We start from the raw sequence: 26751 nt of genomic DNA, 5'->3' as shown, positions 1-26751 counted from the left end.
TCAGGCCGAGGGAGGCGGCACATAGCCGGCGGCGGCGTCAGCGCCTTCGCCGAAGAAGTGCTTTTCCATCTGGCGGGCGAGGTACTGGCGCGCGCGCGCATCGGCCAGGTTCAGGCGGTTTTCGTTCAGCAGCATGGTCTGGTGCTTGAGCCAGGCCGCCCAGGCTTCCTTGCTCACGCCTTCATAGATGCGCTTGCCCAGCTCGCCAGGGTAGGGTGGAAAGTCCAGGCCTTCGGCTTCTTTGCCGAGCTTGATGCAGTTGACGGTGCGTGCCATGGGGTGTCCTCGGGAAGAATCAGATGATTTGGTTATAACGAATGGAAGAATTTATTCGTTCCAGTGTCTTGCGAAGGCCGGCATGATGCGGGCTTCGTGCGGCAGAGGGCGACTGTAGCAACCTTTGATCGACCGCAAAGTCATCAGGGCCGCAGTCCGCATGATCTGTGGTGCGCAATTCCATGGTGGTCTTGTTGCCACGATGCCTTTTTACAATAGACACCTTCGCCTTCACAGGACCCCTCATGAGTGCATTTCAGGAAGAACGCGTGCTCAGCGTTCACCATTGGACCGACCGGCTGTTCAGTTTCACCACGACGCGCGACGCATCGCTGCGGTTCTCCAACGGTCACTTCACCATGATCGGCCTGCGCGTTGATGGCAAGCCGCTGCTGCGCGCCTACAGCATCGTCAGCCCCAATTACGCAGACCACCTCGAGTTCCTGAGCATCAAGGTGCCCGACGGCCCGCTGACCTCGCGGCTGCAGCACATCCAGGTGGGCGACACCATCGTCGTGGGTCGCAAGCCCACCGGCACCTTGTTGATCGACTACCTGCTGCCCGGCAAACGCCTGTACCTGCTGGCCACGGGTACCGGGCTGGCGCCGTTCCTCAGCGTCATCCGCGATCCGGAAACCTACGAGCGTTACGAACAGGTGGTGCTGATCCACGGCGTGCGCCAGGTCAAGGAACTGGCCTACCGCGAGTACCTCAGCGAGGCCCTCCGCCATGACGAGTTCCTGGGTGAAATGGTGCAGCAGAAGCTGCTCTATTACCCCACGGTCACGCGTGAGCCGTTCGTGCACCAGGGCCGCATTCCTCAACTGCTGGCCGAGGGCAAGGTCGCCAAGGATCTCGGCATTCCCCTGCTGAACCCGGCGGAGGACCGCATCATGATCTGCGGCAGTCCCGAAATGCTGCGCGACCTCAAGGCACTGGCTGAAAAGCTGGGCTTCGAGGAAGGCAACACCAGCCGGCCAGGCGCTTTCGTGATCGAGCGTGCGTTTGCAGGAACTTGATCGCGCCGCGAGCGCTCTGTTCGGTAGCACCTTTCAACCACAGGCCCACCCTTGATCACCACCCTGCCGACCGTTCACCCTTCGTTCCTTGAGCGCAACCCCCGCCAGATCCTGGGCCTGATCGCACTGGTGTGCATCGGCATGCTGGCTTTCGGCCTGTACCTGCAGCACGTGGTGGGTCTGGAGCCGTGCCCGATGTGCATCGTGCAGCGGTATGCGCTGATCGCGGTGGCGCTGGTGGCCGGCATCACGGCCTTTCTGCGTGGCCGCAGGGCCTTTTGGAGCGGCGTGGGCGTGATGGCGGTCTTTGCCGTGTTCGGTGCCGGCGTGGCTGCGCGCCAGAGCTGGCTGCAGTGGTACCCGCCCGAGGTCATGAGTTGCGGGCGCGACTTCTTCGGAATGATCGAGTCGTTCCCGCTGCGCCGCGCGATCCCCATGATCTTCCGTGGCAGCGGCGACTGTTCGGTGATCGACTGGACGTTCCTGGGGCTGTCGATCGCGAACTGGTCGTTCGTCAGCTTCACCGCGATCACCCTGGCCGCCGCTGTGCTCTGGCTCAAACGCACCCCCGCCTGACGGCCACGGGCTGGGCACTCAGCTCAGCTTCTTCACCAGCACCTGGCTCTTGCGGTCCCAGTTGTACTTGCGCTTGCGGGCTTCTGGCAGCCAGTCGGCACTTACCTGAACGAATCCACGCTTGATGAACCAGTGCATGGTGCGCGTGGTCAGCACAAAGATGCTCTGCAACCCTTGCGACTTGGCACGCGCCTCGATGCGCTTGAGCAGCCGCTCGCCATCGCCTTGGCTCTGCGTGTCGGGTGACACGGTGAGTGCCGCCATTTCTCCGGTGCGCGCTTCGGGGTAGGGGTAGAGCGCCGCGCAGCCGAAGATCACGCCGTCGTGTTCGATGATGGTGTAGTTGCCGGCGTCCCGCTCGATCTCGGTGCGGTCGCGTTTGACCAGCGTGCCGTCCTTCTCGAACGGCTCGATCAGCGCCACGATGCCGCTCACGTCGTCCATGGTGGCCTCGCGCACGCTCTCCAGCTTTTCGTCCACCACCATGGTGCCGAAACCATCGTGGGTGTAGATCTCCAGCAGCAGCGCGCCGTCCACCGCGAACGGCAGGATGTGGCTGCGCTCCACGCCGCCTTCGCAGGCGCGGATGCAGTGCTGCAGGTAGAAGGCCGGGTCGGTCGGTTGGGTCGGCGCGGGCAGGCCGGCGAGCAGCTTCTTGGCGTCGGCCAGTGGAATCTCGGTGTCGATGTCGCTCTCGGGGTCGGACAGGTCGGTGCGCAGGCCGGGTACCTCGGTCAGGAACATCAGCTTGTCGGCCTGCAGCGCAATGGCCACCGAGGTCGCCACATCTTCCATGGTCAGGTTGAAGGCCTCGCCGGTGGGCGAGAAGCCGAAAGGCGACAGCAGCACCATGGCGCCCATGTCGAGCGTGCGCTGGATGCCCTCGGTGTCGATCTTGCGCACCAGGCCCGAATGCAGGAAGTCCACGCCGTCCATCAGGCCCACGGGGCGCGCAGTGATGAAGTTGCCCGAGATCACACGCACCGTGGCACCGGCCATGGGCGTGTTGGGCAGGCCCTGGCTGAAAGCGGCTTCGATCTCGTAGCGCAGCTGGCCGGCGGCTTCCTGCGCGCAGTCCAGCGCCACCTCGTCGGTGATGCGCATGCCGTGCGAATACCGGGCTTCGTGCCCCTTCAGGCGCAATTGCTCGTTCACCTGCGGGCGGAATCCGTGCACCAGCACGATCTCCACGCCCATGCTCTGGATGAGCGCGAGGTCCTGCGCCAGCTTCTCCAGCTTGCCGGCCGCGATGGCCTCGCCCGCGATGCCCACCACCAGCGTGTTGCCGCGGTGCTTGTGGATGTAGGGCGCGACCGAGCGGAACCAGGGGACGAAGGTGAAGTTGAAGACGGTGGACATGGATGGGGTGGCGGGCAGGCGGTGGGCCGGGCGCGGATAATGGCCGGCTGCCCGATTTTGACCGAAGTTCCCCACTTGTCTTCCACACCGCTGCACATCGAATTTCCGGAGACGCTGCCCGTCTCGGCCCGCCGCCACGAGATCGAGGCGGCGATGCGCGACCACCAGGTTGTCATCGTCTGCGGTGAAACCGGCTCGGGCAAGACCACGCAGATCCCCAAGATCGCGCTCGCCATGGGGCGGGGTCGAATCAACGCAAAACCCGGACAAAGAGGCCAGCTCATCGGCCACACGCAGCCGCGCCGCATCGCGGCCTCCAGCGTGGCCAAGCGCATTGCCGAAGAACTGAAAACGCCGCTGGGCGACGTGGTCGGTTTCAAGGTGCGTTTCCAGGACCGGCTCTCCAAGGATGCTTCCGTCAAGCTGATGACCGACGGCATCTTGCTGGCCGAGACGCAGACCGACCCCGACCTGCGCGCCTACGACACCATCATCATCGACGAGGCGCACGAGCGCAGCCTGAACATCGACTTTCTACTCGGCTACCTGCGCCAGTTGCTGCCGCGCCGGCCCGACCTCAAGGTGGTGGTGACTTCGGCCACCATCGATGCCGACCGCTTCGCGCAGTACTTCGCTTCCAAACGAGGACCAGCCCCGGTGCTGATGGTGTCGGGCCGCACCTTTCCAGTGGAAGTGCGCTGGCGTCCGTTCGAGGAAAGCCGCGACTACGACCTGAACAGCGCCATCACCGATGCGGTGGACGAACTCTGGCGTGGCGCCCAAGGCGGCGACATCCTGGTTTTTCTACCGGGTGAGCGCGAAATCCGCGAGGCGGCCGACCACCTGCGCAAGCACCTCAGCCACATTCCCACGCTGCGCAACGCCGAGGTGCTGCCCTTGTTCGCGCGGCTCTCGCAAGCCGAGCAGGACCGCATCTTCCAGGACCACGGCGGGCGGCGCATTGTGCTCTCGACCAACGTGGCCGAGACCTCGCTCACCGTGCCCGGCATCCGCAACGTGATCGATGTGGGCACCGCGCGCGTGAAGCGCTACAGCTTCCGCCAGAAGGTGGAGCAGCTCATGGTGGAGCCGATCAGCCAGGCCGCGGCCAACCAGCGCGCCGGGCGCTGCGGCCGCGTGGCCGACGGCATCTGCATCCGCCTCTACGACGAGGCCGGTTTCAACGCCCGCCCGAAGTTCACCGACCCCGAGATCCTGCGCAGCTCGCTGGCGGGCGTGATCCTTCGCATGAAGGCGTTGCGCCTGGGCGCGGTCGAAGATTTCGCCTTCATCGAAGCGCCGCAGAAGCGCGCCATCGTCGACGGCTACCAGCTGCTGGCCGAGCTCGGCGCGGTGGACGACGACAACGAGCTCACGCCGATTGGCCAGACGCTCTCCCGCCTGCCGCTGGACCCGCGCGTGGGCCGCATGATCCTGGAGGCGCAGCAGCGCGGTGCGCTCGACGAGGTGATGGTGATCGCTTCGGCGCTCTCTGTGCAGGACGTGCGCGACCGACCACTCGACAAACAGGCCCAGGCCGACCAGGCGCACGCCAAATTCGACGACGAGAAAAGCGAGTTCAGCGGCACGCTCAAGCTCTGGAAATGGCTGGAAGACACCAAGGGCGGCCACGGCAAGGACCACAAGCTCAGCCACCGCCAGTACGAGAACCTGCTGCGCGAGAACTTCGTGAACGTGCGGCGCGTGCGCGAATGGCGCGACATCCACACCCAGCTGCACACCGTGGTGGCCGAACACAAGTGGCAGATCAACACGCAGCCCGCGAGCTACGAACAATTGCACCTGGCCATGCTGGCCGGCCTGCTGGGCAACGTGGGCCAGAAGAGCGAGACCGAAGACTGGTACCTGGGCGCGCGCGGCATCAAGTTCTACCGCCACCCGGGCGCCAACCTCAGCAAGAAGCCCGGGCGCTGGATCGTTTGCGCCGAGCTGGTGGAAACCACGCGCCTGTTTGGCCGCGGCATCGCCGGCATCGAGCCCCTGTGGCTGGAGCAGGTGGGATCGCACCTGCTCAAGAAGCAGTTGCTCGATCCGCATTGGGAAAAGAAGTCGGCGCAGGTGACGGCGCTGGAGCGCGCCACGCTCTACGGCCTGGTGGTCTACAACAACCGCCGCACCGACTACGGCCGCGTGGACCCGGTGGGCGCGCGCGCCATCTTCATCCGCGAAGCACTGGTGGCCGGTGACTGGGAGACGCGCCTGCCGTTTCTGGCCGCCAACCAGAAACTGGTGAAACAGGTGGCCGAGCTGGAGCACAAGTCGCGTCGCCAGGACGTGCTGGTGGACGACGAGCTCATCTACGCCTTCTACGACCAGCAATTGCCCGCGCACATCTGCAACGGCGCCACTTTCGAGCGCTGGTACCAGGACGAGGTGCGTCGCACGCCCACGCTGTTGTTGCTCACGCGTGAGGAGCTCATGCGCCATGAGGCGGCCGGCATCACCACGCAGGCCTTCCCCAAAACGCTGCGCCTGGGCGGTGTGGACTGCGCCTGCGACTACCTGCACGTTCCGGGCGATCCGCGCGATGGCCTGTCGGTCACGCTGCCGATCTTTGCATTGAACCAGGCCAGCGACGACCGCTGCGACTGGCTGGTGCCCGGCATGCTCAAGGACAAGCTGCTGGCGCTGCTCAAGACGCTGCACCAGCGCCCACGCTCGCGCCTGGTGCCACTGCCGGCCACGGCCGAACGCTTTGCGCAGGCCTTGTGCGAGCCGGCGGCGTTCGGCGCCGGCAACCTGATGGACGCGCTGCTGAAGCTGGTGCGCGAGGCCACGCAGCTCGACATCCAGCGCAACGACATCAAGATCGACATGCTCAGCCCGCACCATTTCATGCACCTGCGCGTGGTGGACGAACACGGTCGCCAGCTGGGTCAGGGCCGCAGCCTGGCGGCGCTGAAGGCCGAGTTGGGCAGCCAGGCGCGCGGTGCCTTCCAGGCGCTGGCCTCCATCAAGCTGGACAGCCTGCGACCGGCCGCGCCCGCTCAAGAGCAGCGGCCCACTGCGCCGGTGGTCAAAGCGACTGGCAAGGCAGCGTCCACCACGCCTGCGGTGAGCGCGGCACAGCGCCACACAACCTGGGACTTCGGCGAACTGCCCGAGCTGATGGAGATCCGCAAGGGCCAGCAATCACTGATCGGGTTTCCGGCGCTGATTGACGACGGTGACGCGGTGCGCCTGGAAGTGTTCGACGAGCCCGACGTGGCGAAGGCCCGGCACCGCGAAGGACTGCGTCGGCTGTGCGCGTTGCAGATCCGCGATGCCGTGAAGTACCTGGAGAAAAACCTGCCCGGCCTGCAGGCCATGGCTGCGGCCTACATGCAGGTGGGCAAGGAGTCGGGTGGGGGCGGCACGCTGGAAGAGCTGCGCACGCAGATCCTCGAACTCGCGCTGGACCGCGCCTTTCTCGCCGAGCCGCTGCCCGCCAGCGAAGGGGCTTTCAAGCAGCGCGTGGATGAGGGACGAGGGCGCCTCACGTTGATCGCCAGCGAGATCGCGCGCAGCGCTGGTGCCATCCTCACCGAATACTCGGCCGCCGCGCGCAAGCTCAAGGACAGCAAGCCACCGACCGACGTGGCCACCGATGTGGGCCAGCAACTGGCCCGGCTGGTGCCCAAGCGTTTCCTGTTGCAAACGCCTTACGCCCAGCTGCAGCACCTGCCGCGCTACCTGAAGGCGGTGCAGTTGCGGCTGGACAAGCTGCGTGCCGACCCGGCACGCGACGCTTCCAGGCTGGCCGAGCTGCGCCCGCAAGACCAGCGCTTCTGGCGTCTGGTGGCCGAGCGCAAGGGCGTGCAGGACGGCCGGCTGCAGGAACTGCGCTGGCTGCTGGAGGAGCTGCGGGTGAGCTTCTTCGCCCAGGAGTTGCGCACGCCGCAGCCGGTGAGCGTGAAACGGCTGGACAAGGCCTGGGCTCAGCTCCAGCTTTGAGCCCCCACGCTCCGCCGCTGCGCGGGTCGCTGCCCCCCATGGGGGCTGGCCTTGCTTGGGGCGGCCCTGCGCGGCGGCCGCTGGATCAACGTGTGGCCAGCGCTACGCGTCCCTCGGTCACGCCCAGCGCGGTGTTGGCTTGCAGTTGTTTCAACACAGCTTCCGCGTCTTCGCGGGTAGCGAACTGGTTGATGCGGACCTCGAAGCGGCCATCCTTGACCACCACCTCGGCGGGATAGCCTGCGGTCTGCAGGCTGGTGCGCAGCGCATTGGCCTGGGCTCCGCTGGGCATGAAGCCCGCCACCGTGCGCCAGCGGCCGCCTTGCAACAGGATGCCTTTGCCGGGCTGCATCTCGGCCTGGCCAATGAACTTGGCCAGTTGATCCGGCGTGGCCTGACCAGCGGGTTTTTCTTCCGCACCTGTAAACACAACCCAGAACGCACCGGGCTTCTCCAACATGATGCCGGGCTTGGCATCGCGCATGACCTCGACCTTGCCCTCGAACATGCACACGGCGTCGTGGGCAGCGTCGGTCATGCTCCAGAAATCGGTGCCGCGAATGCCCACGGTGGCGGTGGCCATCTTCAGGTTGATGTCGCGCTTGTTGCCCAGGGCCTTGCTGGTGTAGTCGGTGGCATACCGAAACACGCCGGTGACCAGGCGCAGGGTGGCGGAGAGTTCCGATGGACCTGCCGCTTGCGATTTGCGCACAGCCATGGACTCGATCTGGAATTCGGTTTGCTCGCCGAGCTTGATCACACTGCGGTCGGACATGCGCAGCAGCATGCGGGCTTGCCCGGCGGTGATCGCCTTGTCGTTGTCGACCAGTTGCACGCCAGGCTCGGCCGGGCGACGCTGTCCGTTGTGCTCGACCCAAGCGGGCAATTGCACGGCTTCGATCACTGTGCTGGTGGTCGCCGCGCGGGCGACGCCCTGACCAGCCCAGAGGCCGGCTCCCAGCAGCAACATGCCCAACGCATGACGAACGAAGATCGTTGAAGGTCGGGCCACGGCGATCTGAAAAGCATTGATGGGCAACATGAAAGCGCTTCCTCAAAAGTCAAAAACTGGATACCCCGTACGGTAACTACGCGGCCAGCTTTGTATCGGATGCAGCGATCAATCAAATAGCCCGGCAGTGACGCATTTCCGTGAAAAAAGTCGCGGGCCGCAGCGACTCCGTGTAAAGCCGGCTTGTCCCTTGTTTGAGGTGGGAGATGTCCGCGCTGGTTGACATGACGTCTGGCGATGCGTTTCACTGTCCACCATGCCACGCCTGTGGTCGTCGTTTCACTGCACCGGGGTCTTCATATGGATCGTCGTGAATTCGGGGAAGCTTGTGCATGGGGCGCGGGGTCGCTGGCGGCCACGCTGGCGGGCCATGCATGGGCTGCCGAGGCCAGGCCTCGCAGCTATGGCCGGGTGTTGCTGGTTGACGAACTGGGCCAGCCGCTCAAGGCCGCCGGCCTGCGGACGCAGACCAACTACGTTTTCCACTACCCGTTCGAGGCCACGCCCGTGTTCCTGCTCGACCTGGGCAAGGCAGCCACAGCCACCCAGCTTGTCACGCGCGAGAAGCAGACCTACCAATGGCCCGGGGGTGTCGGTCAGCAGCGCAGCCTGGTGGCGTTCTCCGCCATCTGCGCGCACAAGCTGGTGTATCCGACCAAAGAACTGAGCTTCATCAGCTTTCGCAAGGGCGCGGCGGTGAATCCGCAGACGCCGAGCAAGGGCAGCGATCTGATCCACTGCTGCGCCGACCACAGCCAGTACGACCCGGCGCGTGGTGCGCTGGTGCTCAATGGCCCGGCCGAGCAGCCGTTGTGCGCGGTGCTGATCGAGCACGATGCCAAGACCGACCAGCTCACCGCCACGGGCACGCTGGGGGGTGAGCTGTTTGACGACTTCTTCAAGAAGTACGAGATGAAGCTGAGCCTGGAGGTGGGGCCGAATGCGAAGCAGGCGGTGGCACGGCAGAGCACCGTGCGCGAACTCGACCGCTACTGCCGCAACGCGGTCCGTTGCTGACTCAGAGTCTGGCGAGCCGTTTCAGCGCTTCGCGCAGGGTGTCGTCCTTCTTGGCGAAGCAAAAGCGAACCACGCGCTGGTCGAAGCCGTTGCCATAGAAGGCCGAGAGCGGAATTGCGGCGACGCCGATCTCGCGTGTGAGCCACTGGCAGAAGTCACCGTCAGGGAGGTCGCGCTCCGGCACGGCCAGGCCGGAGATGTCAACGCACTGAAAGTAGGTGCCTTCACCCGCGAGCATGCGAAAGCGGGTGTTGGCCAGGCCTTCGCAGAACAGGTCGCGCTTGCGCTGGTAGAACGCGCTCAATTCGAGGTAGGGCGCGGGGTTGGCCATGTAGGCAGCCAGCGCGTGCTGCATGGGTGTGTTCACCGTGAATACGTTGAACTGGTGCACCTTGCGAAACTCGGCGGTGAGCGCGGCGGGCGCCACCACGGTGCCCACCTTCCAGCCAGTCACGTGATAGGTCTTGCCGAAGCTGCTGACGATGAAAGCGCGCGCAGCCAAGCCCGGGAAGCGCGCGGCGCTCTGATGCTGCTGGCCGTCAAACACCATGTGTTCGTAGACCTCGTCGCTGATCAGCAGCACGTCAGTGGGGGCCAGCAGGTCCTGCAGGCGCTGCATGTCGGCCGCGCTCCACACGGTCCCGCTGGGGTTGTGTGGGCTGTTGATCAGGATGGCGCGCGTGCGCGGCGTCATGGCAGCGGCTATGCGGTCGAAATCGGGGCGGAAGGTGCCCGGCGTCAGCGGCACGCGCACCGGCACACCGCCGGCCAGTTCGATGTTGGGCACGTAGCTGTCGTAGCAAGGCTCCAGCACGATGACCTCGTCGCCAGGATGCACCACGGCCAGCAGGGCGGTGAGGATGGCTTGCGTGGCGCCGGCGGTCACGGTGATCTCGGTGCCCGGGTCGCAGCGCAGGCCGTAGAGCGCGAGCATCTTGTCGGCCATGGCCTGGCGCAGCGCGGGCACGCCCGGCATGGGCGGGTACTGGTTGTGGCCAGCCTGCATGGCTTTTGTGACGGCGTCGACCAATGCAGGGTCGCAATCGAAGTCCGGAAACCCTTGTCCCAGATTCACAGCCTTGTGCTCGGCCGCCAGGGCCGACATGACGGTGAAGATGGTCGTGCCGACGTTGGGCAGGCGAGATTGAAGGAGCGGTGTGCGGGGAGGATGGAGGCTCATGAAGTCACAGTTCGTAGTCATCGGGGGTGCCGCTCATGGCGCGCATGATCTGGTCGCGCGTGAGGCGCTCGCTGAGCAGCTCGGCAAATCGCAGCACGAAGTGGCGCAGGTAGGTGCCGCGCTTGAAGGCCACACGCGCCAGGTTGTGGCCAAACAGGTCGGCTGCAGGGCGGGACACCAGGTCGGGCGTCTGGTTGTCGCCCGCCATGGCCATCTCGGCCACGATGCCCACGCCCATGCCCAGCTTCACATACGTCTTGATCACGTCGGAGTCGATCGCTTCCAGAACAATGTTGGGCTGCAGGTGGCGCAGCGCGAAGGCCTGGTCGATGCGGGTGCGGCCGGTGTAGCTGGGGTGGTAGGTGATCAGGGGCACATGGGCCAGGTCTTCGTGCGTGATGCGCTCGCGCTCCAGCAGCGGGTGGTCGAACGGCAACACCAGGACGTGCTGCCACTCGTAGCAGGGCAAGGTGACGAGTTCGGGGTAGTTCACCAGAGATTCGGTGGCCATGCCGATTTCGGCGACTTCTTCCATCAGCATCTTGGCCACCTGGTCGGGCGAGCCCTGGTGCAGGCTGATGCCGACCTTGGGGTAGGCCTGGCGCAAGGCGGCCACCGGTCCGGGCAGCACATAGCGGGCCTGGGTGTGCGTGGTGGCAATGGACAGCGTGCCACTGTCCTGGGCCGAATACTGCTCGCCGATGCGCTTGAGGTTGTTGACCTCGCGCAGGATGATCTCGATGCTCTTGAGCACCTGCACGCCGGGCTCGGTAACGCGTTTGATGCGTTTGCCGTGGCGCGCGAAAATTTCAATGCCCAGCTCGTCTTCGAGCTCGATGATGGCCTTGGACACCCCGGGCTGAGAGGTGTGCAGTGCCTTGGCGGCCTCGGTCAGGTTGAGGTTGCGGCGCACGGCTTCCTGCACGAAGCGGAACTGGTGCAAATTCATGGGGCAGTTTCCAATGCGATCTGCGCGAGCAGTGCGGTCAGGCGTGGGTCTTCTCCCGCAGCGGGCAACTGCTCGAAACGCACCTGGGGGTGGCTCTCGGCCAGGTCTTTCATGAGCACTGGCAGGTCTTCGCGCGCGTGCTTGCCCATGCCGAAAAACAGCGGCAGCACCCGCACGTGCGTGGCGCCGGCCGTGACCATCTGGTTCACGGCAGTGGCCATGTCGGGTTCACAAAGTTCCAGGTAGGCGCACGACACGGCGGCAGCGGGGTCGTTGCGCGCGATCTGCTGCGCCACCGACTCCACCGGCAGGCGCCACAACGGGTCGCGCGACCCATGGGCAAACACGATCACACCGAGCATGGACACGCTACCTTCGCAAGACGAGCCAGCCAAACGCGGCCAGCGAAAACACCGAATAGATCAGCGCGGGTGAGGCCGCCGCCAGCCAGGGCTGCCAGGCATTGAGGTTGCCGATGTAGCCGAAGACGTTGTTGAGCAGGAAGAAGCTGATGCCGATCATCACGCCGCCAAACACGTAGGCGGTGATGCTGCCCGAGCGGAAGTGCAGGTAAGCGAAGGGCAGGGCGAGCACCACCATCACCAGGCAACTGAGTGGGTAGAACACCTTGCGCCAGAACTCGATCTCGTAGCGCTGCGCCGTCTGCCCGTTTGCCTGCAGGTGGCGGATGTAGCCGAACAGGTCGGCCGTGCGCATTGTCTCGGGCTTGAGCAAGGCCACCGACACCATTTCGCTGTTGATGCCGCTGGGCCAGCGGAAGGTTTCCAGCTCGCTGCGCACGATGCGGGCCGACGCCTTGCCGGCGGTGTCGAATTCGCGCCGCTGCACCTGGCGCAAGGTCCATGAGTCGTCGGCCTCGATCTGGCCGGTGACCGCAGTGAGCGTGGAGACCAGCGAGCCCTGGTTGTTGAACTCGAAGATCCGCACGTTGCCCAGCCCGCCTTGTGACGACATCGAGCCCACGTTGACCGAGAAATTGCTGTAGGGCTGTCGCTCCTTGAGCCAGGCGCCGGTCTGGCCGACGCTGATGTTGCCTTGGTAGCGGGCCTTGAGCAGTTGAGCCGTCCGGTCCGCCAGCGGTGCCACGTAGTCGCCCAGTGCGAAGGTGAGCACCACGAACACGGCACCCAGGCCGAGCAGCGTGCGCAGCGCGCGCCAGGGGCCCAGCCCGCTGGTGCGCAGGATCGTGTATTCCGAGCCTTGGGCCAGCCGCGCCAGCACGAAAACTGCGCCGATCAGCACCGAGATCGGCAGCAACTCATAAATGCGGTTGGGCATGAGCAGGCCAACGTACAGCAAGGCATGCGGCACCTCGTACACCAGCTTGGGGTCCAGCGCCGACGGTTTGCCCAGCGCGGGCAGCTCGTCCACGAAGTCGAAGAAGAAGAACAGCGACAGAAAGGCCAGCAGCACGAAGCCCACCGCCAGAAAGATTTCGCCGTAGATCAGGCGTCGGATGGTTTTCATGCGGCAGGCCCTCGTGACGCTGCGCTGGCGTTGCGCCGGCTGTTGAGCCAACTGCGCATGCTCACGTTGTAATGCCGCTTGATCAACCAGAGCACCGTCAGCACGAACACCCCGCCGTGCAGCATCAGCATGAAAGCGCCCAGGCTCACCAGCCCGCCCGCCACCCAGCTCTGGCCGAGGTTGAGCAGGTTGTAATAAAACACGAAGGAGAACAGGGTGAAGAAAAGGTTGCCGCCGCGGCCCGCACGCGGATTGCCCGCGGTGGTGGCCAGGGCGATCAGCACGAAGTTGAGCGCGGTGAGTGCCATGCCGATGCGCCAGCCCAGCTCACCCAGGTTGGCCCGGTCGGGCTCGGTGATGAGCAGCAGCGTGCTGCGCGACTTGAGGGCTTGCGCACCCCGTTCACCGATCGCGCTGGATCCTATCTGCGTGCCGTAGCTCTCGAACTCACTGACCTTCAAGCCGCTTCCGTCGGCAGCCGTTTCCAGCCGCTGGCCGTTGTTGAGCATGAGGAACTGCTCATCATTCACCCACTCGATCCGCCCCGAGCGCGCGGACGTCACCGTCTCGCGACCATCGTCCTCGGTGCTCGATATGAAGATGTTGCGGCCTTCGGTGCCGCCCGCCGTGTCCTTGTCGATGAAGAAGACACGGCGCCCACTCGATGATTCCTGGAACTGGCCCGGCGCCACACGCTCCAGATCACCGCGGCGCTCGAAGCGGCTGCGCAAGTTGTCGGTCTGCTGGTTGGCCCAGGGCCAGACGAAAAACACCATCAGCGTGATCACCGCCAGGATCGGCCACGAGAAGCGCAGCACCGGCCCGAGAAAGCCCCCGAGCGAGCGCCCGCTGGAAAACCAGATGATCATTTCGCTGTCGCGGTACATGCGCGAGAGCGAAAAGACGATGGCCACAAACAAGGCTAGCGTGAGGATGGTGGGCATGCGGCCGATGACGGTGTAGCCCAGCACCAGGGCGATCTCTTGCGGGTTCACGCTGCCCCGCGAAGCCAGGCCCAGCGTGCGGATCAACAGCATCGTCAGCACGATGGTGAACAGCACCACCAGGGTGGCTCCGAAGCTGCGCGCCAGCTCTTTGCGGATGGAAGAATGAAATAACATCGATTGCTACAAGGAAAACACGATTATGGACTTCGAACTCAAATCCCTCAGCGCTGCACAAGCGGCCCAACTGCCCGTCGACGCGCTGCTGGTGCTGGTGCCCGATGTGACCCCGACCATGAAGTCCGCCGACCAGGCGCTGACCCGTCTGGTGGCGCAGGCGGTGGAGCACAAGGACCTTGAAAGTGGCGTGGCCAAGCTGCTGGCCTGCTACCGGCCCGAAGGTTTCAAGGCCTCGCGCGTGACTCTGGTGCGGGTGGGTGACGGATCGGCTGCCTCGGTGCGCAAGGCCGTTGCCGCCGCCATGGGATCGTTCAAGCAGCCCGGTCTCCAGAAACTCGGCCTCGTGTTCAGCCTGATCGAAGCCACCGACGACGGCGTGCGTGCCGCCATGCAGGCCTGTGCCGACGCCACCTACTGCTACACCACCACCAAACCCAGCGCCAAGGCGCGCACACTCAAGCAGGTGGTGGTGGGTGTGGCGACATCGGGCAACGTGCAGCGCGGATTTGAAGTCGGCAAGGCGCAGGTGGTGGGCGTGGAGTTCGCCAAGGAATGGGCCAACCGGCCGGCCAACCACGCCACCCCCACCATGCTGGGTGAGGCCGCGCGCAAGCTCGGTCGCACCCCCGGCATGAAAACCGATGTGCTCGGCCCCAAGCAGGTGGAAGCGCTGGGCATGGGTTCCTTCCTGTCGGTCGCGCGCGGCTCCGTGGAGCCGCTGCGCTTCATCGTCATGCACTACAACGGCGGCGCCAAAGGCAGCGCACCCGTGGTGCTGGTGGGCAAGGGCATCACGTTTGACACCGGCGGGATCTCCATCAAGCCCGCCGCCGAAATGGACGAAATGAAGTTCGACATGGGCGGTGCAGCCAGCGTGCTTGGCACCTTCGCGGCGCTGGCCGAGCTCAAGCCAGCCATCAACGTGGTCGGCCTCATACCCAGCTGCGAGAACATGCCCGATGGTCAGGCCGTGAAGCCCGGCGACGTGGTCACCAGCATGAGCGGCCAGACCATCGAGATCCTCAACACCGACGCCGAAGGCCGCCTGATCCTGTGCGATGCATTGACCTACGCCGCCCGTTTCAAACCCCGCAGCGTGGTTGACATCGCCACCCTCACCGGCGCTTGCGTGATTGCCCTGGGCGCCGTGCGCTCCGGTTTGTTTTCCGCCCGCGACGATCTCGCGCATGCGCTGGCCAGCGCTGGCGAAAAGTCGCTCGACCTGTGCTGGCGCATGCCGCTGGACGACGAGTACGCCGAAGGCCTCAAGTCGAACTTCGCGGACATGGGCAACGTGGCCGGCCGTGCGGGCGGCGCCATCACCGCCGCCAAGTTCTTGCAGAAGTTCGCCACCGAACTGCCTTGGGCTCACCTGGACATTGCGGGCACGGCCTGGAAGAGCGGCGCGGCCAAGGGATCCACCGGCCGGCCCGTGCCGCTGTTGCTGCAGTACCTGCTGGATCAGGTCGATGCGCCTGTCAAGGCCAAGCCGAAGACCCGGCGTGCCGCCAGCGCCTGAGGCCGATGTGCCCGAAGTCGCCTTTCACTTCAACGCGCCTGATCGGCTGGGGTATGCCTGCCGGCTGCTGCGCAAGGCTTATTTGCGCAAGGCGCGCCTGTTTGTGTGGACCGCCGATGCCGATCTGACGAGACTCGACAATGCCCTGTGGACCATGGGCGCGGGCGAGTTCGTGCCGCATTGCCGCGCCGACGACGTTGATCTGTTGAAAAGCCACTCACCCATTCAGTTGGGTCATCGTCTTCCCGATGAACGTGGCGCATTCATTCTGGTGAATCTGCGCCACGACATGCCCGACGACCCGGCGGCGTTCAGCAGGATTATCGAAGTGGTGACGCTTGACGAGGCCGATCGTGCGCCCGCCCGCGAGCGCTGGCGCCAGTACAAGGCACTCGGATTGGAGCCTCTGCGGCACGATCTTCAGTTGGCTCCGACCGACTGAGCGCAGCTTCGCAACAGCGCGCTCCATCGCGGCATGACCACCGCTAATGCGTCATTCATCGAGGTGATGTGCTCTGGGAAAACCCTCGATAGAGCTTTCGCCTTGTCACGCAAGTGAAATCCGCATCATTTTTAGAGTATCTTTATGAGCGTGATGGCAAAAGTTCCCATCGCTTAACTTTTTAATCCTTTTCGAGGAAAACCATGCAACTGAACCTGAAACTCGCCGTTCTTGCTGCGGCCGTCGCTCTTGCCGCTTGCGGCAAAAAAGAAGAAGCCGCGCCAGTCGCAGCACCTGCGGCGGCTCCTGCGCCTGCAGCACAGGTCATCAAGATTGGTCACGTCGGACCCACCAGCGGTGCGATTGCCCACCTCGGCAAGGACAACGAAAACGGCGCCAAGATGGCGATCGAAGAACTCAACGCCGCTGGCCTGACCATCGCTGGCGCACCCGTCAAGTTCGAGTTGCTGGCCGAAGACGACGCTGCTGATCCCAAGCAAGGCACCGCAGCTGCCACCAAGCTCGTGGATGCCAAAGTGGCTGGCGTGATCGGTCACCTGAACTCCGGCACCACCATCCCTGCTTCGCAGATCTACAACGACGCAGGCATTCCCCAGATTTCCCCGTCGGCAACCAACCCCAAGTACACCCGCCAGGGTTACGCAGGCGCGTTCCGCATGGTCGCTGACGACGTGCACCTTGGTGGCACGCTCGGCAAGTACGCTGTGGAAACCCTCAAGGCCAAAACCGTGGCCGTGATCGACGACCGCACGGCCTACGGTCAGGGCGTGGCTGACGAGTTCGAAAAAGGTGTGGCTGCCGCAGGCGGTACCGTGGTGGGCCGTGAGTTCACCAACGACAAAGCAACCGACTTCAACGCCATCCTGACCACCCTGAAGGCCAAGAAGCCTGACGTCGTGTTCTTCGGCGGCATGGACGCCGTGGCCGGCCCGATGCTCAAGCAGATGAAACAGCTCGGCATCAAGGCCAAGTTCATGGGTGGCGACGGCATCTGCTCCAGCGAGCTGCCCAAGCTGGCCGCTGACGGCATGGCCGACGACCAGGTGTACTGCGCTGAAGCCGGCGGTGTCGAAGGCGAGCAGAAGGAAGGCATGGACAAGTTCCGCGCTGACTTCAAGGCCAAGTTCGGTGCTGACGTTCAGGTGTACGCACCTTACGTGTACGACGCAGTCAAAGTCATGGCCAACGCCATGGTGACCGCTGGTTCTGCAGATCCCAAGGTCTACCTGCCTGCACTCAAGGCCACTGCCTACAAAGGCGTGACCGGCAACATCGCCTTTGACGAAAAAGGCGATATCAAGAACGGCGCCTTGACGCTGATGACCTACAAGGCAGGTGCCCGCACCACGTTGTCCGTGATCCGCTGATCCAGCGCTCCGGTAGTGTCAAAAAGGCCACCTTCGGGTGGCCTTTTCTTTTGGTGCGCCCAGCATGGGCGCCCACCTGCGGGTGCAAGTCCCGCTGCGAGCTGGTCACAGTGAGCAAAGTGAAGCGCAACTGCGTGAGGGCGACCGAGCGTGGGAAGGAAGCGTGGAGCGTAAAGCGCGAGCCGATGAACAAGAACCGCATAGAAGGCGTTGCCGAGCAGGGCGAGTGGGCCAGAAACCACGAAGCTCTTGTGACCAAAGGCGAGGCGACGTAGATGCGGCGGTTGTGCGCTGAAGGTGTGCGTTCTTACCTGGGGAGATCTCGCCTTGTTTCTGAAAGGAAGACGGCTCTGCCGGAGCGAGAAGTCAGCATAGGTCGTAGTAGCTGGCGCCGGGGCCGATGAGGCCAGAAGGCAAGAGCGAAGGACCGAACGAGAGTGAGTGAGCGAGGACAAGGAGATGTCAAAGGCCATGCGTCAGATGCTGGAGCGATCCGGGCGGGTGGGCGTAGCGTACGGTGAAGCCGTGCGCGATCTCATCAGCGACGAAGCCTGCGGCCCGCTCCTTGAGCACCCGCACACAGGGTCGGCACAGCCGAAGGCGGGCACTGGTGGCCTGCTGGAAGTGGCGCTGACGAGACAGAACCTGCAAGCCGCCTGGAAGCGGGTCAGGGCCAACAAGGGTGCCGCCGGGGGGGACGGGCTCGACATCGAGCAAACCGCCCAGCTGATCCGCCAGCACTGGCCCGACATCCGCCAAGAGCTGCTGGCAGGGCACTACCGGCCCAGCCCGGTACGCAAGGTGATGATTCCCAAGCCGGATGGAAGCCAGCGCGAGCTGGGCATCCCCACGGTGCTGGACCGACTGATCCAGCAGGCACTGCTGCAAGTGCTGCAACCCCTGATCGACCCCACCTTCAGCGATCACAGCCATGGGTTTCGTCCGGGCAGGCGGGCGCACGATGCGGTCAAGGCCGCGCGGGCGTACGTGCAAACGGGCAAGCGCGTGGTGGTGGACGTGGACCTGACGAAGTTCTTCGACCGGGTCAACCACGACATCCTGATCGATCGAGTGAGAAAGCGCATCGACGATGCTGGAGTGATCCGGCTGGTTCGGGCCTATCTGAACGCTGGGATCATGGATGGCGGGGTGGTGGTTGATCGCCACCTGGGCACGCCGCAAGGTGGGCCCCTCTCGCCACTGCTGGCCAACGTGCTGCTTGACGATGTGGACAAGGCGCTGGAGGCCCGGGGCTACAGCTTCGCGCGCTACGCCGACGACTGCAACGTCTACGTGGGCAGCAGACGAGCCGGGGAGCGGGTGATGGCCTATCTCCGGGAGCTGTACACCGGTTTGAGGCTTCAGATCAACGAAGCCAAGAGCGCGGTGGCCAGCGCCTTCGGGCGCAAGTTCCTGGGGTATGCGTTGTGGGTGAGCAAGGGAGGAGAAGTCAAATGTGCAGTCGCAAAGAAGGCACTGGAGACCTTCAAGGCCCGGGTGCGGCAGCTCACACGCCGCTCGGGCGGGCGCAGCATGGGCGAGGTGGTGGAGAAGTTGCGGCCCTATCTGCTGGGCTGGAAGGCGTACTTCGAGATGGCGCAAACGCCCAAAGTCTGGCGAGAGCTGGATGAGTGGCTGCGCCACCGGCTGCGGGCCATCCAGCTCAAGCACTGGAAGCGGCCGCGGCCGATCTACCGGGAGCTCAAGGCGCTTGGGGCGAGGGAAAACGTGGCGCTACAAGTGGCTGGCAACAGCCGCCGCTGGTGGCGCAACAGTGACCGGCTGCTCAAGACCGTACTCACCATTGCGTACTTCGACCGATTGGGAATGCCAAGGCTGTCCTGACCTCAAGCTCTCGAACCGCCCGGTGCGGACCCGCACGCCGGGTGGTGTGGCAGGGGTGCCTCCGAATATGGAGGCCCCCTATGCCGATTGCGCTGAGCAACCGCTCAACTTGCCTTGCGATCCCTGGATACGTCTATCCGGAGTACGATTGGCCTGACACCCCCCGGAGATCCCCGGCAATCCGCATGGACGACTTTTATAAAGGCTTGAGGGAGCGTCACGAGGCTCAGCGCAATCGGTTCCGTCAACTGGTTCGCATCAAACCGGATGATTCGCGTGCAGGAGTTTTGCATGGCGCCGTGCATTGCAGTCAGCAAAGAAAGCAGAAATGAAAAACGGGCCGTGAGGCCCGTTTTTTTCTTGATCCCTGGCGGAGAGGGCGGGATTCGAACCCGCGGTGGGTATTAGCCCACACACGCTTTCCAGGCGTGCGACTTAAACCGCTCATCCACCTCTCCGCGAAGCCTTCGATTGTAGCAGCCTCGCTGGTCGGCTCAGTTGGTCGGGCTGCCGTCGGCCGTCTTGTGCCACGCATGTTGTTGCAAGACCTCCAGCTTCACGTATTGCAGCGTGGTCGCGTTGGTGCTCTCCAGCACGACGGGCGGGGCTGAGCCGGCTTGCAGGGCTTCCAGCCATCGCTGCACGCAGACGCACCAGCGGTCGCCGGGCTTGAGGCCAGCAAACCGCCACTCGGGCCGGGGCGTGCTCAGGTCGTTGCCGCGTTCGCGCGAGAAATCAAGAAACTGCGCGGTGACACGAGCACACACCACGTGGGTGCCGTGGTCATCGGGGCCGGTCTCGCAGCAACCGTCCCGGTAGAAACCAGTGAGTGGGTCGTAGGAGCAGGGCAGCAGTTCGCTGCCGAGTACGTTGCGAGCGAGGGTCATGGTCGTCTCGGCGAGGGTGGGGGGTCAGTTGGTTTTGCTGGCGCCGACCATCTTCATGGCCGAAGCAATCAAGGCCGACACTTCGGTCATGTTGCTCGGCACGATCAGCGTGGTGGTGGCATCAGCTGCGACCTTGGCATAGGCATCCACAGCGCGCTCTGCCACTTTCAGCTGCACGGCTTCCTGTCCACCGGGTTGGCGGATGGCTTCGGCGACCACTCGGATGGCCTCGGCGGTGGCTTCGGCCACGGCCAGAATGGCGGAGGCCTCGCCTTGTGCGTTGTTGATCTCGGCTTGCTTCTCGCCTTCGGAGCGGGCAATGAAGGCTTCGCGCTCGCCGGTGGCGATGTTGATCTGCTCTTGGCGACGGCCTTCGGAGGCGGCGATCAGGGCACGTTTCTCACGCTCGGCCGTGATCTGCGCCTGCATGGCCAGCAGGATCTCCTTGGGTGGTGTGAGGTCCTTGATCTCATAGCGCAGCACCTTCACACCCCAGTTCAGCGCAGCCTCGTCGATGGCGTGCACCACCTGTGCATTGATGATGTCGCGCTCCTCGAAGGTCTTGTCGAGTTCCAGTTTGCCGATGACCGAACGCAATGATGTCTGGGCCAGCTGGGTCACGGCAACGATGTAATTGGACGAGCCGTAGCTGGCGCGCATGGGGTCGGTGACCTGGAAATACAGAATGCCGTCAACCTGCAGCTGGGTGTTGTCACGCGTGATGCAGACCTGGCTGGGCACGTCCAGCGGGATCTCCTTCAGGCTGTGTTTGTAGGCCACCTTGTCGATGAATGGGACCAGAAAATTCAGGCCGGGCGCCAGAGCGGTGTTGTATTTGCCCAGTCGTTCGACCACCCAGGCGTTTTGCTGCGGCACCACTTTGACGGAGCGCGTGATGAAGATGGCGGCAACGATGATCAGCAGGATGGCGATTTCCATGGCGGGCAGGCTCTCGGCGAAGTTGTTGGAAGGTGGACGGGGGAGGTTAGCGCAAGCGTGTGTCGAATTTGGGCGTCAAACCTTGTCGACCAGCAGGCGGCTTCCCACCAACTCGGCAACGCGGTAGGTCCCGGGCGTTGGGGAGTTGCCCGGACGCTGGATCACGGTCCATTGGGCACCTCGGTATTTGACGCTGGCCGTGCCATCGGCGTTCCATTCGTCGATCTGCAGGATTTCGCCCACATCCAGGTTCACGCTGCGCATGGCCCGCACGGAAGGGTCGGTGGCGCGCCGTTTCTTGACGAAATACCAAGCCACCACCGCGGCCGAACCGGTGATGGCGGCTGCGGTCAGTTGTGCGGCCATGCCAAGGCCGGCGTGGGCGGCGAGCGCGCCCGCCACCATGCCCACGGCCAGCATGAGCAGGTAAAAGGTGCCCGTGAACAGCTCCAGCGCGACGGTGGAACCCGCCAACAACCACCACAATGTTGAATCCGACATGCATGCTCCCACTTTGTTGATCGACTGCGACTGGCCTGCGTGATCGCCTTTGGCCCTTGGCCGGTTGCGGCGTTTGTAGGACCAGCGCCACATTCTGCGGCAAATGCCGTGCGGCGCCAGAGCGCGGACACACGTTGTCCGTACACTTCGCGCCTGCTTTGCCATCAAGGGCGCTTTCGCTGCCTGCTTACTTTTGCCTGATGGCCGCGCCCGCGGCTGGAGAATTTCATGAAATTTCGCTTTCCCATCGTCATCATCGACGAGGATTTCCGCTCCGAAAACACCTCGGGTCTGGGTATTCGCGCGCTGGCGCAGGCCATCGAGGCCGAGGGCTTCGAGGTCGTCGGTGTGACCAGCTATGGGGACATGAGCCAGTTCGCCCAGCAGCAGAGCCGCGCCAGTGCCTTCATCCTGTCGATCGACGATGAGGAGTTCAGCCACGGTGCCGACCTCGACCCCGTGGTGCTGAACCTGCGCAACTTCATCGACGAGGTGCGGCGCAAGAACTCGGACGTGCCGATCTACATCTACGGCGAGACCAAGACCAGCCGGCATCTGCCCAACGACATCCTGCGCGAGCTGCACGGCTTCATCCACATGTTCGAGGACACCCCGGAGTTCGTGGCGCGTCACATCATCCGCGAGGCCAAGAGCTACCTCGAAGGCATCCAGCCGCCGTTCTTCAAAGCCCTGCTCGACTACGCCGAGGACGGCTCGTATTCCTGGCACTGCCCGGGCCATTCGGGCGGCGTGGCGTTCCTGAAGAGCCCGGTGGGACAGATGTTCCACCAGTTCTTTGGCGAGAACATGCTGCGCGCCGACGTGTGCAATGCGGTGGAAGAACTCGGCCAGTTGCTCGACCACAACGGCGCCATTGGCGCGAGCGAGCGAAACGCCGCGCGCATCTTCAATGCCGACCATTGTTTCTTCGTGACCAACGGCACCAGCACCAGCAACAAGATGGTCTGGCACCACACGGTGGCGCCGGGCGACGTGGTGGTGGTCGATCGCAACTGCCACAAGTCCATCCTGCACAGCATCATCATGACGGGCGCGATCCCCGTCTTCTTGAAGCCCACGCGCAACCACTACGGCATCATCGGCCCGATCCCGCAAAGCGAGTTCGAGATCGACGCCATCAAGGCCAAGATCCGCGCCAACCCGCTGCTCGCCGGCGTGGACGCCGACGCCGTCAAGCCGCGTGTGCTCACGCTCACCCAGTCCACCTACGACGGCGTGCTCTACAACACCGAGGCGATCAAGCAGATGCTCGACGGTTACGTGGCCAACCTGCACTTCGACGAAGCCTGGCTGCCGCACGCGGCCTTCCACCCGTTCTATGGCAACTTCCACGCCATGGGCAAGAAGCGCGCGCGGCCGCTGGAGTCCGTGGTGTACGCCACGCAGTCCATCCACAAGCTGCTGGCCGGCATCAGCCAGGCCAGCCATGTGCTGGTGCAGGACTCGCAGAACGTCAAGCTCGACCGCCACCTCTTCAACGAGGCCTACCTGATGCACACCAGCACCAGCCCGCAGTACGCGATCATCGCCAGCTGCGACGTGGCGGCGGCCATGATGGAGCCGCCCGGCGGCAAGGCGCTGGTGGAAGAGAGCATTTTTGAAGCGCTCGATTTCCGCCGCGCCATGCGCAAGATTGACGCCGAGTTCGGCGACGACGACTGGTGGTTCAAGGTCTGGGGCCCCGACGACCTGGCCGAGGAGGGCATGGGTGAAGCCATCGACTGGGTGCTCAACCCCGACCCGGCGGGCTCACAGGCCACGGCCAAGGAATGGCACGGCTTTGGCGACATGGCGCCGGGCTTCAACATGCTCGACCCGATCAAGGCGACCATCGTCACGCCGGGCCTGAACCTGGACGGCCGCTTCGAGCCCGAGGGCATTCCCGCGTCCATCGTCACCAAGTTCCTCGCAGAGCACGGCGTGGTGGTGGAGAAGACCGGCCTGTACAGCTTCTTCATCATGTTCACCATCGGCATCACCAAAGGCCGCTGGAACACGCTGCTGACCGCGCTGCAACAGTTCAAGGACGACTACGCCAAGAACCAGCCGATGTGGCGCATCCTGCCCGAGTTCTGCCAGAAGCACCCGCGCTACGAGCAGATGGGTCTGCGCGACCTGTGCCAGCATGTGCACGAGCTCTACGCCCGCTACGACATCGCCCGCCTCACCACCGAGATGTACCTGAGCGACCTCACGCCGGCCATGAAACCGACCGACGCCTTCGCGCACATCGCGCAGCGCACCACCGAGCGTGTGCCGATCGACGAGCTCGAAGGCCGCATCACCACCAGCCTGGTCACGCCGTATCCGCCAGGCATTCCGCTGCTGATCCCGGGCGAAGTGTTCAACAAAAAGATCGTGGATTACCTCAAGTTCGCGCGCGAGTTCAACGCCCAGTGCCCGGGCTTCGAAACCGACATCCACGGCCTCGTGGAGATGGTGGGGGACGACGGCAAGAAGCGCTACTTCGCCGATTGCGTGAAGGCCTGAAGGCCTCTGCGTCTGAAAGCAAAAGGCCCCTCGTGGGGCCTTTTTGCTGGCTGCCGCAGGCTTGGGATCAGCTCAGCGCGTCACTGTCGCGGCTCACGCCCGTGGTGTGGCTGTAGCCACCGTCCACATAGGTGATTTCGGCGGTCACGCCGCCAGCCAGGTCGCTCAGCAGGAAGGCGGCCACGTTGCCCACGTCTTCAATGGTGACGTTGCGTCGGATCGGCGAGGCGCTGGCCACCATGCCCAGCAGCTTGCCGAAGTCCTTGATGCCGCTGGCCGCCAGCGTCTTGATGGGGCCGGCACTGATGCCATTCACGCGCATGCCCTTGGGGCCGAGTGATTCGGCCAGGTAGCGCACCGAGGCTTCCAAGCTGGCTTTGGCCAGGCCCATGGTGTTGTAGTTGGGCACGGCGCGCAGGGCACCGAGGTAGGTGAGGGTGAGCAGGGCCGACTTGTCGTTGAGCATGGGCAGCGCGGCCTTGGCCATGGCCGGGAAGCTGTAGGCACTGATGTCGTGCGCGATGCGGAAATTCTCGCGGCTGAGGCCGTCAAGAAAGTCACCGGCGATGGCTTCGCGTGGGGCGAAGCCGATGCTGTGCACGAAGCCGTCGAACTTGGGCCAGACCAGGGAAAGGTCGGCAAACAGCTTGTCGATTTGCGCGTCGTCACCCACGTCGCAGTCAAAGATGAGTTGGGAGTTGAAGTCGGCAGCGAACTCGGTGATGCGGTCCTTGAAGCGCTCCCCGACATAGCTGAATGCAAGCTCTGCCCCTTGTTGATGGCAGGCCCTGGCGATGCCGTAGGCGATGGATCGGTTGGACAGCACGCCCGTGATCAGCAATTTCTTGCCGGTGAGAAAACCCATGTTTCAGTCTCCAATGAAAAATCCTTCAGAATTGTCGCATGCACTTCCCCCGCATCCGCCCCGGTCACCGACTCGTCTCGACGTCCCTGGCCGCCTTGCTGATGCTCTGTAGCCCACTGGGTTGGGCAGCCCACGGTTATGCGCTTTGGGGCAAGCTCAAGTACCCCGACGGATTCACCCATTTCGACTACGTCAACCCGACCGCACCCAAGGGCGGTGAGTTGCGCCTGGTGAGCAACCTGCGGCTTTCCACCTTCGACAAATACAACCCGTTCACCCTGCGCGGCAGTGCACCGGCCTACCTGTCGGACCTGATGTTCGATTCCCTGCTCACCGGCGCGCTGGATGAAAACGGCGCAGCCTACGGGCTGCTGGCCGATGACGTGAGCACCGCGCCCGATGGCCTGTCGGTCACGTTCAAACTGCGCGACACCGCACGCTTTCACAACGGCGACCCAGTGCTCGCCGCCGACGTGAAACACAGCTTTGACACCCTCATGGGGCCGCACACCTCGCCGGCCTTCAAGACCGTGTTGCAGGACGTGGCCGGGCTGGACGTGCTGGGCGAGCGAGTCGTGCGCTACCGCTTCAAGAAACCCAACCGCGAACTGCCACTTACCGTGGGCGGCCTGCCGGTGTTCAGCCGGGCCTGGGGCAATGCGGTGGACCCCAAGACCGGCCAACGCAAAACATTCGACCAGGTCGTGACCGACATTCCCATCGGCAGCGGGCCTTACAAAATCGGACCCGTCGAGTTCGGCAAGGACATCACCTACGTGCGCGACCCCGCCTACTGGGCACGCGACCTGCCAGTGCGCCGCGGCACCGCCAACTTCGACCGCATCGTCGTCAAGATCTACAAGGACAACACCGCCAAGCTCGAAGCCCTGAAGGCCGGCGAATTCGATCTCATGCGTTTCTTCTCGGCGGGAGACTGGGCACGCCGCGTCAACGGAAAACGGTTCGATACCGGCGAGCTCGTCAAGGGCGAGTTCACGCACCGATTGCCCACCGGCTTCCAGAGCTATGTGCTCAACACGCGACGCCCGCCGCTGAATGACATTCGCGTGCGCGAGGCGCTGGGCCTGGCGATGGACTACGAGTGGATGAACCGCCAGATGTTCTACAACGCCTACCAGCGTGTGCAGGGCCTGTTCGGCAACACCGACTGTTCGCCGCAGGGCACACCCTCTCCCGAAGAGCTGGCCTTGCTGGAGCCCTGGCGCAAGCAGTTGCCGCCGGCTGTGTTCGGCCCCGTGTACGCGGCGCCGCGCACCGATGGTGCGAGCTCCCTTCGCGGCAACCTCAAGCGCGCCCAGGCCTTGCTGCGCGAAGCGGGGTGGACGGTGCAGGGCGGCCAGTTGCGCAACGCGCAGGGCAAGGCCATGGTGATCGAGTACCTCGACAGCAACGAGACCGGCGCCCGCGTGGTCACGCCCTGGATCCGCAACCTGGTCAAACTCGGCGTCGAACTCAAGTTCCGGCCGGTGGATTTCGCGCTGTACCAGCAGCGCCTGCGCAGCTTCGATTTCGACATTGTTTCGCTGGCCTACGGCGGCACCAACAACCCGGGCGCTGAATACGCCGACCTGTTCGGCAGCCAGGCCGCCAAGACCGAGGATTCGGGCAACCACACCGGCATGGCCAGCCCGGCGGTGGACGCCTTGATCGAACGCATGATCGAAGCGGCCACACAGTCCGAGTTCCTGGCCGCCTGCCGCGCACTGGACCGCGCCATCACCCACAGCCATGTGCTGATCCCGCAGTGGTCGGCCACGACACACCGCATGGCATACAACGCGTGGCGGCTAGCGAGACCGAAAGACATGCCGCCGTACGCATCCGGTGAAGTCTGGGCCATTGACACCTGGTGGTCTGCTCCACCCCGAAGGGACTGACG

The 26751-nt window shown here is 64.3% G+C and carries 23 protein-coding genes and 1 tRNA gene; 10 read left to right on the top strand and 14 right to left on the bottom strand.

All coding sequences use genetic code 11. The annotated features are described in order from the left end of the window. Positions 1 to 276 (bottom strand): oxidative damage protection protein, encoded by a 276-nt coding sequence (locus tag F9Z44_RS11270; RefSeq protein WP_159606178.1) that lies wholly within the window; start codon positions 274 to 276, stop codon positions 1 to 3. Between the two features lie 19 nt (positions 277 to 295). Further along, on the bottom strand, positions 296 to 460 hold the full coding sequence (locus tag F9Z44_RS11265; protein ID WP_159606176.1) for a hypothetical protein: 165 nt from the start codon (positions 458 to 460) through the stop codon (positions 296 to 298). 61 nt (positions 461 to 521) lie between these two features. Here F9Z44_RS11265 and F9Z44_RS11260 point away from each other — a divergent pair, with 61 nt between their 5' ends. Further along, positions 522 to 1295 (top strand): ferredoxin--NADP reductase, encoded by a 774-nt coding sequence (locus F9Z44_RS11260; protein ID WP_159606174.1) that lies wholly within the window; start codon positions 522 to 524, stop codon positions 1293 to 1295. Positions 1296 to 1349: 54 nt separating this feature from the next. Beyond that, on the top strand, positions 1350 to 1871 hold the full coding sequence (locus tag F9Z44_RS11255) for a disulfide bond formation protein B (RefSeq protein ID WP_236574344.1): 522 nt from the start codon (positions 1350 to 1352) through the stop codon (positions 1869 to 1871). An 18-nt stretch (positions 1872 to 1889) separates the two neighbouring features. Here F9Z44_RS11255 and argA read toward each other — a convergent pair whose 3' ends face one another. Further along, entirely contained in the window at positions 1890 to 3230 is a 1341-nt protein-coding gene (argA, locus tag F9Z44_RS11250) for an amino-acid N-acetyltransferase (RefSeq protein ID WP_159606172.1), read from the bottom strand. 39 nt (positions 3231 to 3269) lie between these two features. Here argA and hrpA point away from each other — a divergent pair, with 39 nt between their 5' ends. Then, entirely contained in the window at positions 3270 to 7184 is a 3915-nt protein-coding gene (gene hrpA, locus F9Z44_RS11245) for an ATP-dependent RNA helicase HrpA (RefSeq protein ID WP_159606170.1), read from the top strand. Positions 7185 to 7269: 85 nt separating this feature from the next. Here the strand turns inward: hrpA and F9Z44_RS11240 are convergent, their stop codons facing one another. Then, on the bottom strand, positions 7270 to 8226 hold the full coding sequence (locus F9Z44_RS11240) for a FecR domain-containing protein (protein WP_159606168.1): 957 nt from the start codon (positions 8224 to 8226) through the stop codon (positions 7270 to 7272). A gap of 270 nt (positions 8227 to 8496) precedes the next feature. Here F9Z44_RS11240 and F9Z44_RS11235 point away from each other — a divergent pair, with 270 nt between their 5' ends. Then, the gene (locus F9Z44_RS11235; protein ID WP_159606166.1) at positions 8497 to 9213 is read left to right on the top strand and encodes a (2Fe-2S)-binding protein; all 717 of its coding nucleotides are present in this window, start codon (positions 8497 to 8499) and stop codon (positions 9211 to 9213) included. Position 9214: 1 nt separating this feature from the next. Here the strand turns inward: F9Z44_RS11235 and F9Z44_RS11230 are convergent, their stop codons facing one another. The 5 genes from F9Z44_RS11230 to lptF are packed head-to-tail and all read right to left on the bottom strand — an operon-like array spanning position 9215 to position 13951. Then, on the bottom strand, positions 9215 to 10393 hold the full coding sequence (locus tag F9Z44_RS11230) for a pyridoxal phosphate-dependent aminotransferase (RefSeq protein WP_159606164.1): 1179 nt from the start codon (positions 10391 to 10393) through the stop codon (positions 9215 to 9217). Between the two features lie 4 nt (positions 10394 to 10397). Further along, the gene (locus F9Z44_RS11225) at positions 10398 to 11342 is read right to left on the bottom strand and encodes a CysB family HTH-type transcriptional regulator (RefSeq protein WP_159606162.1); all 945 of its coding nucleotides are present in this window, start codon (positions 11340 to 11342) and stop codon (positions 10398 to 10400) included. After that, positions 11339 to 11704, bottom strand: coding sequence for a sirohydrochlorin chelatase (locus tag F9Z44_RS11220; RefSeq protein WP_159608678.1), 366 nt, complete (start codon positions 11702 to 11704; stop codon positions 11339 to 11341). Before F9Z44_RS11220 ends, F9Z44_RS11225 begins: the two co-directional genes overlap by 4 nt. Positions 11705 to 11711: 7 nt before the next feature. After that, positions 11712 to 12830 (bottom strand): LPS export ABC transporter permease LptG, encoded by a 1119-nt coding sequence (lptG, locus tag F9Z44_RS11215; protein WP_159606160.1) that lies wholly within the window; start codon positions 12828 to 12830, stop codon positions 11712 to 11714. Next, positions 12827 to 13951, bottom strand: coding sequence for an LPS export ABC transporter permease LptF (gene lptF, locus F9Z44_RS11210; protein ID WP_159606158.1), 1125 nt, complete (start codon positions 13949 to 13951; stop codon positions 12827 to 12829). The genes lptG and lptF overlap by 4 nt, the downstream gene beginning before the upstream one ends. A gap of 25 nt (positions 13952 to 13976) precedes the next feature. Here lptF and F9Z44_RS11205 point away from each other — a divergent pair, with 25 nt between their 5' ends. The 4 genes from F9Z44_RS11205 (at position 13977) to ltrA (ending at position 19148) form a co-directional block, all read left to right on the top strand. Further along, complete coding sequence (locus tag F9Z44_RS11205; protein WP_159606156.1) at positions 13977 to 15473, top strand: leucyl aminopeptidase; 1497 nt, start codon at positions 13977 to 13979, stop codon at positions 15471 to 15473. Between the two features lie 7 nt (positions 15474 to 15480). Further along, positions 15481 to 15915 (top strand): DNA polymerase III subunit chi, encoded by a 435-nt coding sequence (locus F9Z44_RS11200; RefSeq protein ID WP_159606154.1) that lies wholly within the window; start codon positions 15481 to 15483, stop codon positions 15913 to 15915. A gap of 203 nt (positions 15916 to 16118) precedes the next feature. Next, a complete protein-coding gene (locus F9Z44_RS11195) occupies positions 16119 to 17303 on the top strand; it encodes a branched-chain amino acid ABC transporter substrate-binding protein (protein ID WP_159606152.1) in 1185 nt (394 codons plus the stop codon). A 459-nt stretch (positions 17304 to 17762) separates the two neighbouring features. After that, entirely contained in the window at positions 17763 to 19148 is a 1386-nt protein-coding gene (gene ltrA / locus F9Z44_RS11190; RefSeq protein ID WP_159606150.1) for a group II intron reverse transcriptase/maturase, read from the top strand. A 368-nt stretch (positions 19149 to 19516) separates the two neighbouring features. Here the strand turns inward: ltrA and F9Z44_RS11185 are convergent. The 4 genes from F9Z44_RS11185 to F9Z44_RS11170 form a co-directional block, all read right to left on the bottom strand. After that, positions 19517 to 19606 (bottom strand) — tRNA-Ser (locus tag F9Z44_RS11185). A 36-nt stretch (positions 19607 to 19642) separates the two neighbouring features. Beyond that, on the bottom strand, positions 19643 to 20035 hold the full coding sequence (locus tag F9Z44_RS11180; protein ID WP_159606148.1) for a DUF2237 family protein: 393 nt from the start codon (positions 20033 to 20035) through the stop codon (positions 19643 to 19645). A 24-nt stretch (positions 20036 to 20059) separates the two neighbouring features. Then, on the bottom strand, positions 20060 to 20974 hold the full coding sequence (locus tag F9Z44_RS11175; RefSeq protein ID WP_159606146.1) for an SPFH domain-containing protein: 915 nt from the start codon (positions 20972 to 20974) through the stop codon (positions 20060 to 20062). A 75-nt stretch (positions 20975 to 21049) separates the two neighbouring features. Continuing rightward, positions 21050 to 21475, bottom strand: coding sequence for an NfeD family protein (locus F9Z44_RS11170; RefSeq protein ID WP_159606144.1), 426 nt, complete (start codon positions 21473 to 21475; stop codon positions 21050 to 21052). A 228-nt stretch (positions 21476 to 21703) separates the two neighbouring features. On the opposite strand from F9Z44_RS11170, the gene F9Z44_RS11165 reads away from it, so the two are divergent. Further along, positions 21704 to 23986: an arginine/lysine/ornithine decarboxylase gene (locus F9Z44_RS11165; RefSeq protein ID WP_159606142.1), complete on the top strand. Its 2283-nt coding sequence runs from the start codon at positions 21704 to 21706 to the stop codon at positions 23984 to 23986. 67 nt (positions 23987 to 24053) lie between these two features. Here F9Z44_RS11165 and fabI read toward each other — a convergent pair whose 3' ends face one another. Beyond that, positions 24054 to 24851, bottom strand: a complete 798-nt coding sequence (fabI, locus tag F9Z44_RS11160; RefSeq protein WP_159606140.1) for an enoyl-ACP reductase FabI — start codon at positions 24849 to 24851, stop codon at positions 24054 to 24056. 101 nt (positions 24852 to 24952) lie between these two features. Between fabI and F9Z44_RS11155 the strand changes: the two genes are divergently transcribed. Next, a complete protein-coding gene (locus F9Z44_RS11155; protein WP_159608677.1) occupies positions 24953 to 26749 on the top strand; it encodes an extracellular solute-binding protein in 1797 nt (598 codons plus the stop codon). The last annotated feature ends 2 nt before the right edge of the window (positions 26750 to 26751 follow it).

The sequence above is a fragment of the Hydrogenophaga sp. PBL-H3 genome (assembly GCF_010104355.1).
Taxonomy (GTDB): domain Bacteria; phylum Pseudomonadota; class Gammaproteobacteria; order Burkholderiales; family Burkholderiaceae_C; genus Hydrogenophaga.
This window is presented reverse-complemented; position numbering and strand designations above follow the sequence as displayed.

Coding starts and splice junctions, on each gene's coding strand:
- F9Z44_RS11270 (WP_159606178.1), bottom strand. CDS start 276: ATGGCACGCACCGTCAACTGCATCAAGCTCGGCAAAGAAGCCGAAGGC.
- F9Z44_RS11265 (WP_159606176.1), bottom strand. CDS start 460: ATGGAATTGCGCACCACAGATCATGCGGACTGCGGCCCTGATGACTTT.
- F9Z44_RS11260 (WP_159606174.1), top strand. CDS start 522: ATGAGTGCATTTCAGGAAGAACGCGTGCTCAGCGTTCACCATTGGACC.
- argA (WP_159606172.1), bottom strand. CDS start 3,230: ATGTCCACCGTCTTCAACTTCACCTTCGTCCCCTGGTTCCGCTCGGTC.
- hrpA (WP_159606170.1), top strand. CDS start 3,270: ATGGCCGGCTGCCCGATTTTGACCGAAGTTCCCCACTTGTCTTCCACA.
- F9Z44_RS11240 (WP_159606168.1), bottom strand. CDS start 8,226: ATGTTGCCCATCAATGCTTTTCAGATCGCCGTGGCCCGACCTTCAACG.
- F9Z44_RS11235 (WP_159606166.1), top strand. CDS start 8,497: ATGGATCGTCGTGAATTCGGGGAAGCTTGTGCATGGGGCGCGGGGTCG.
- F9Z44_RS11230 (WP_159606164.1), bottom strand. CDS start 10,393: ATGAGCCTCCATCCTCCCCGCACACCGCTCCTTCAATCTCGCCTGCCC.
- F9Z44_RS11225 (WP_159606162.1), bottom strand. CDS start 11,342: ATGAATTTGCACCAGTTCCGCTTCGTGCAGGAAGCCGTGCGCCGCAAC.
- F9Z44_RS11220 (WP_159608678.1), bottom strand. CDS start 11,704: ATGCTCGGTGTGATCGTGTTTGCCCATGGGTCGCGCGACCCGTTGTGG.
- lptG (WP_159606160.1), bottom strand. CDS start 12,830: ATGAAAACCATCCGACGCCTGATCTACGGCGAAATCTTTCTGGCGGTG.
- lptF (WP_159606158.1), bottom strand. CDS start 13,951: ATGTTATTTCATTCTTCCATCCGCAAAGAGCTGGCGCGCAGCTTCGGA.
- F9Z44_RS11205 (WP_159606156.1), top strand. CDS start 13,977: ATGGACTTCGAACTCAAATCCCTCAGCGCTGCACAAGCGGCCCAACTG.
- F9Z44_RS11195 (WP_159606152.1), top strand. CDS start 16,119: ATGCAACTGAACCTGAAACTCGCCGTTCTTGCTGCGGCCGTCGCTCTT.
- ltrA (WP_159606150.1), top strand. CDS start 17,763: ATGTCAAAGGCCATGCGTCAGATGCTGGAGCGATCCGGGCGGGTGGGC.
- F9Z44_RS11180 (WP_159606148.1), bottom strand. CDS start 20,035: ATGACCCTCGCTCGCAACGTACTCGGCAGCGAACTGCTGCCCTGCTCC.
- F9Z44_RS11175 (WP_159606146.1), bottom strand. CDS start 20,974: ATGGAAATCGCCATCCTGCTGATCATCGTTGCCGCCATCTTCATCACG.
- F9Z44_RS11170 (WP_159606144.1), bottom strand. CDS start 21,475: ATGTCGGATTCAACATTGTGGTGGTTGTTGGCGGGTTCCACCGTCGCG.
- F9Z44_RS11165 (WP_159606142.1), top strand. CDS start 21,704: ATGAAATTTCGCTTTCCCATCGTCATCATCGACGAGGATTTCCGCTCC.
- fabI (WP_159606140.1), bottom strand. CDS start 24,851: ATGGGTTTTCTCACCGGCAAGAAATTGCTGATCACGGGCGTGCTGTCC.
- F9Z44_RS11155 (WP_159608677.1), top strand. CDS start 24,953: ATGCTCTGTAGCCCACTGGGTTGGGCAGCCCACGGTTATGCGCTTTGG.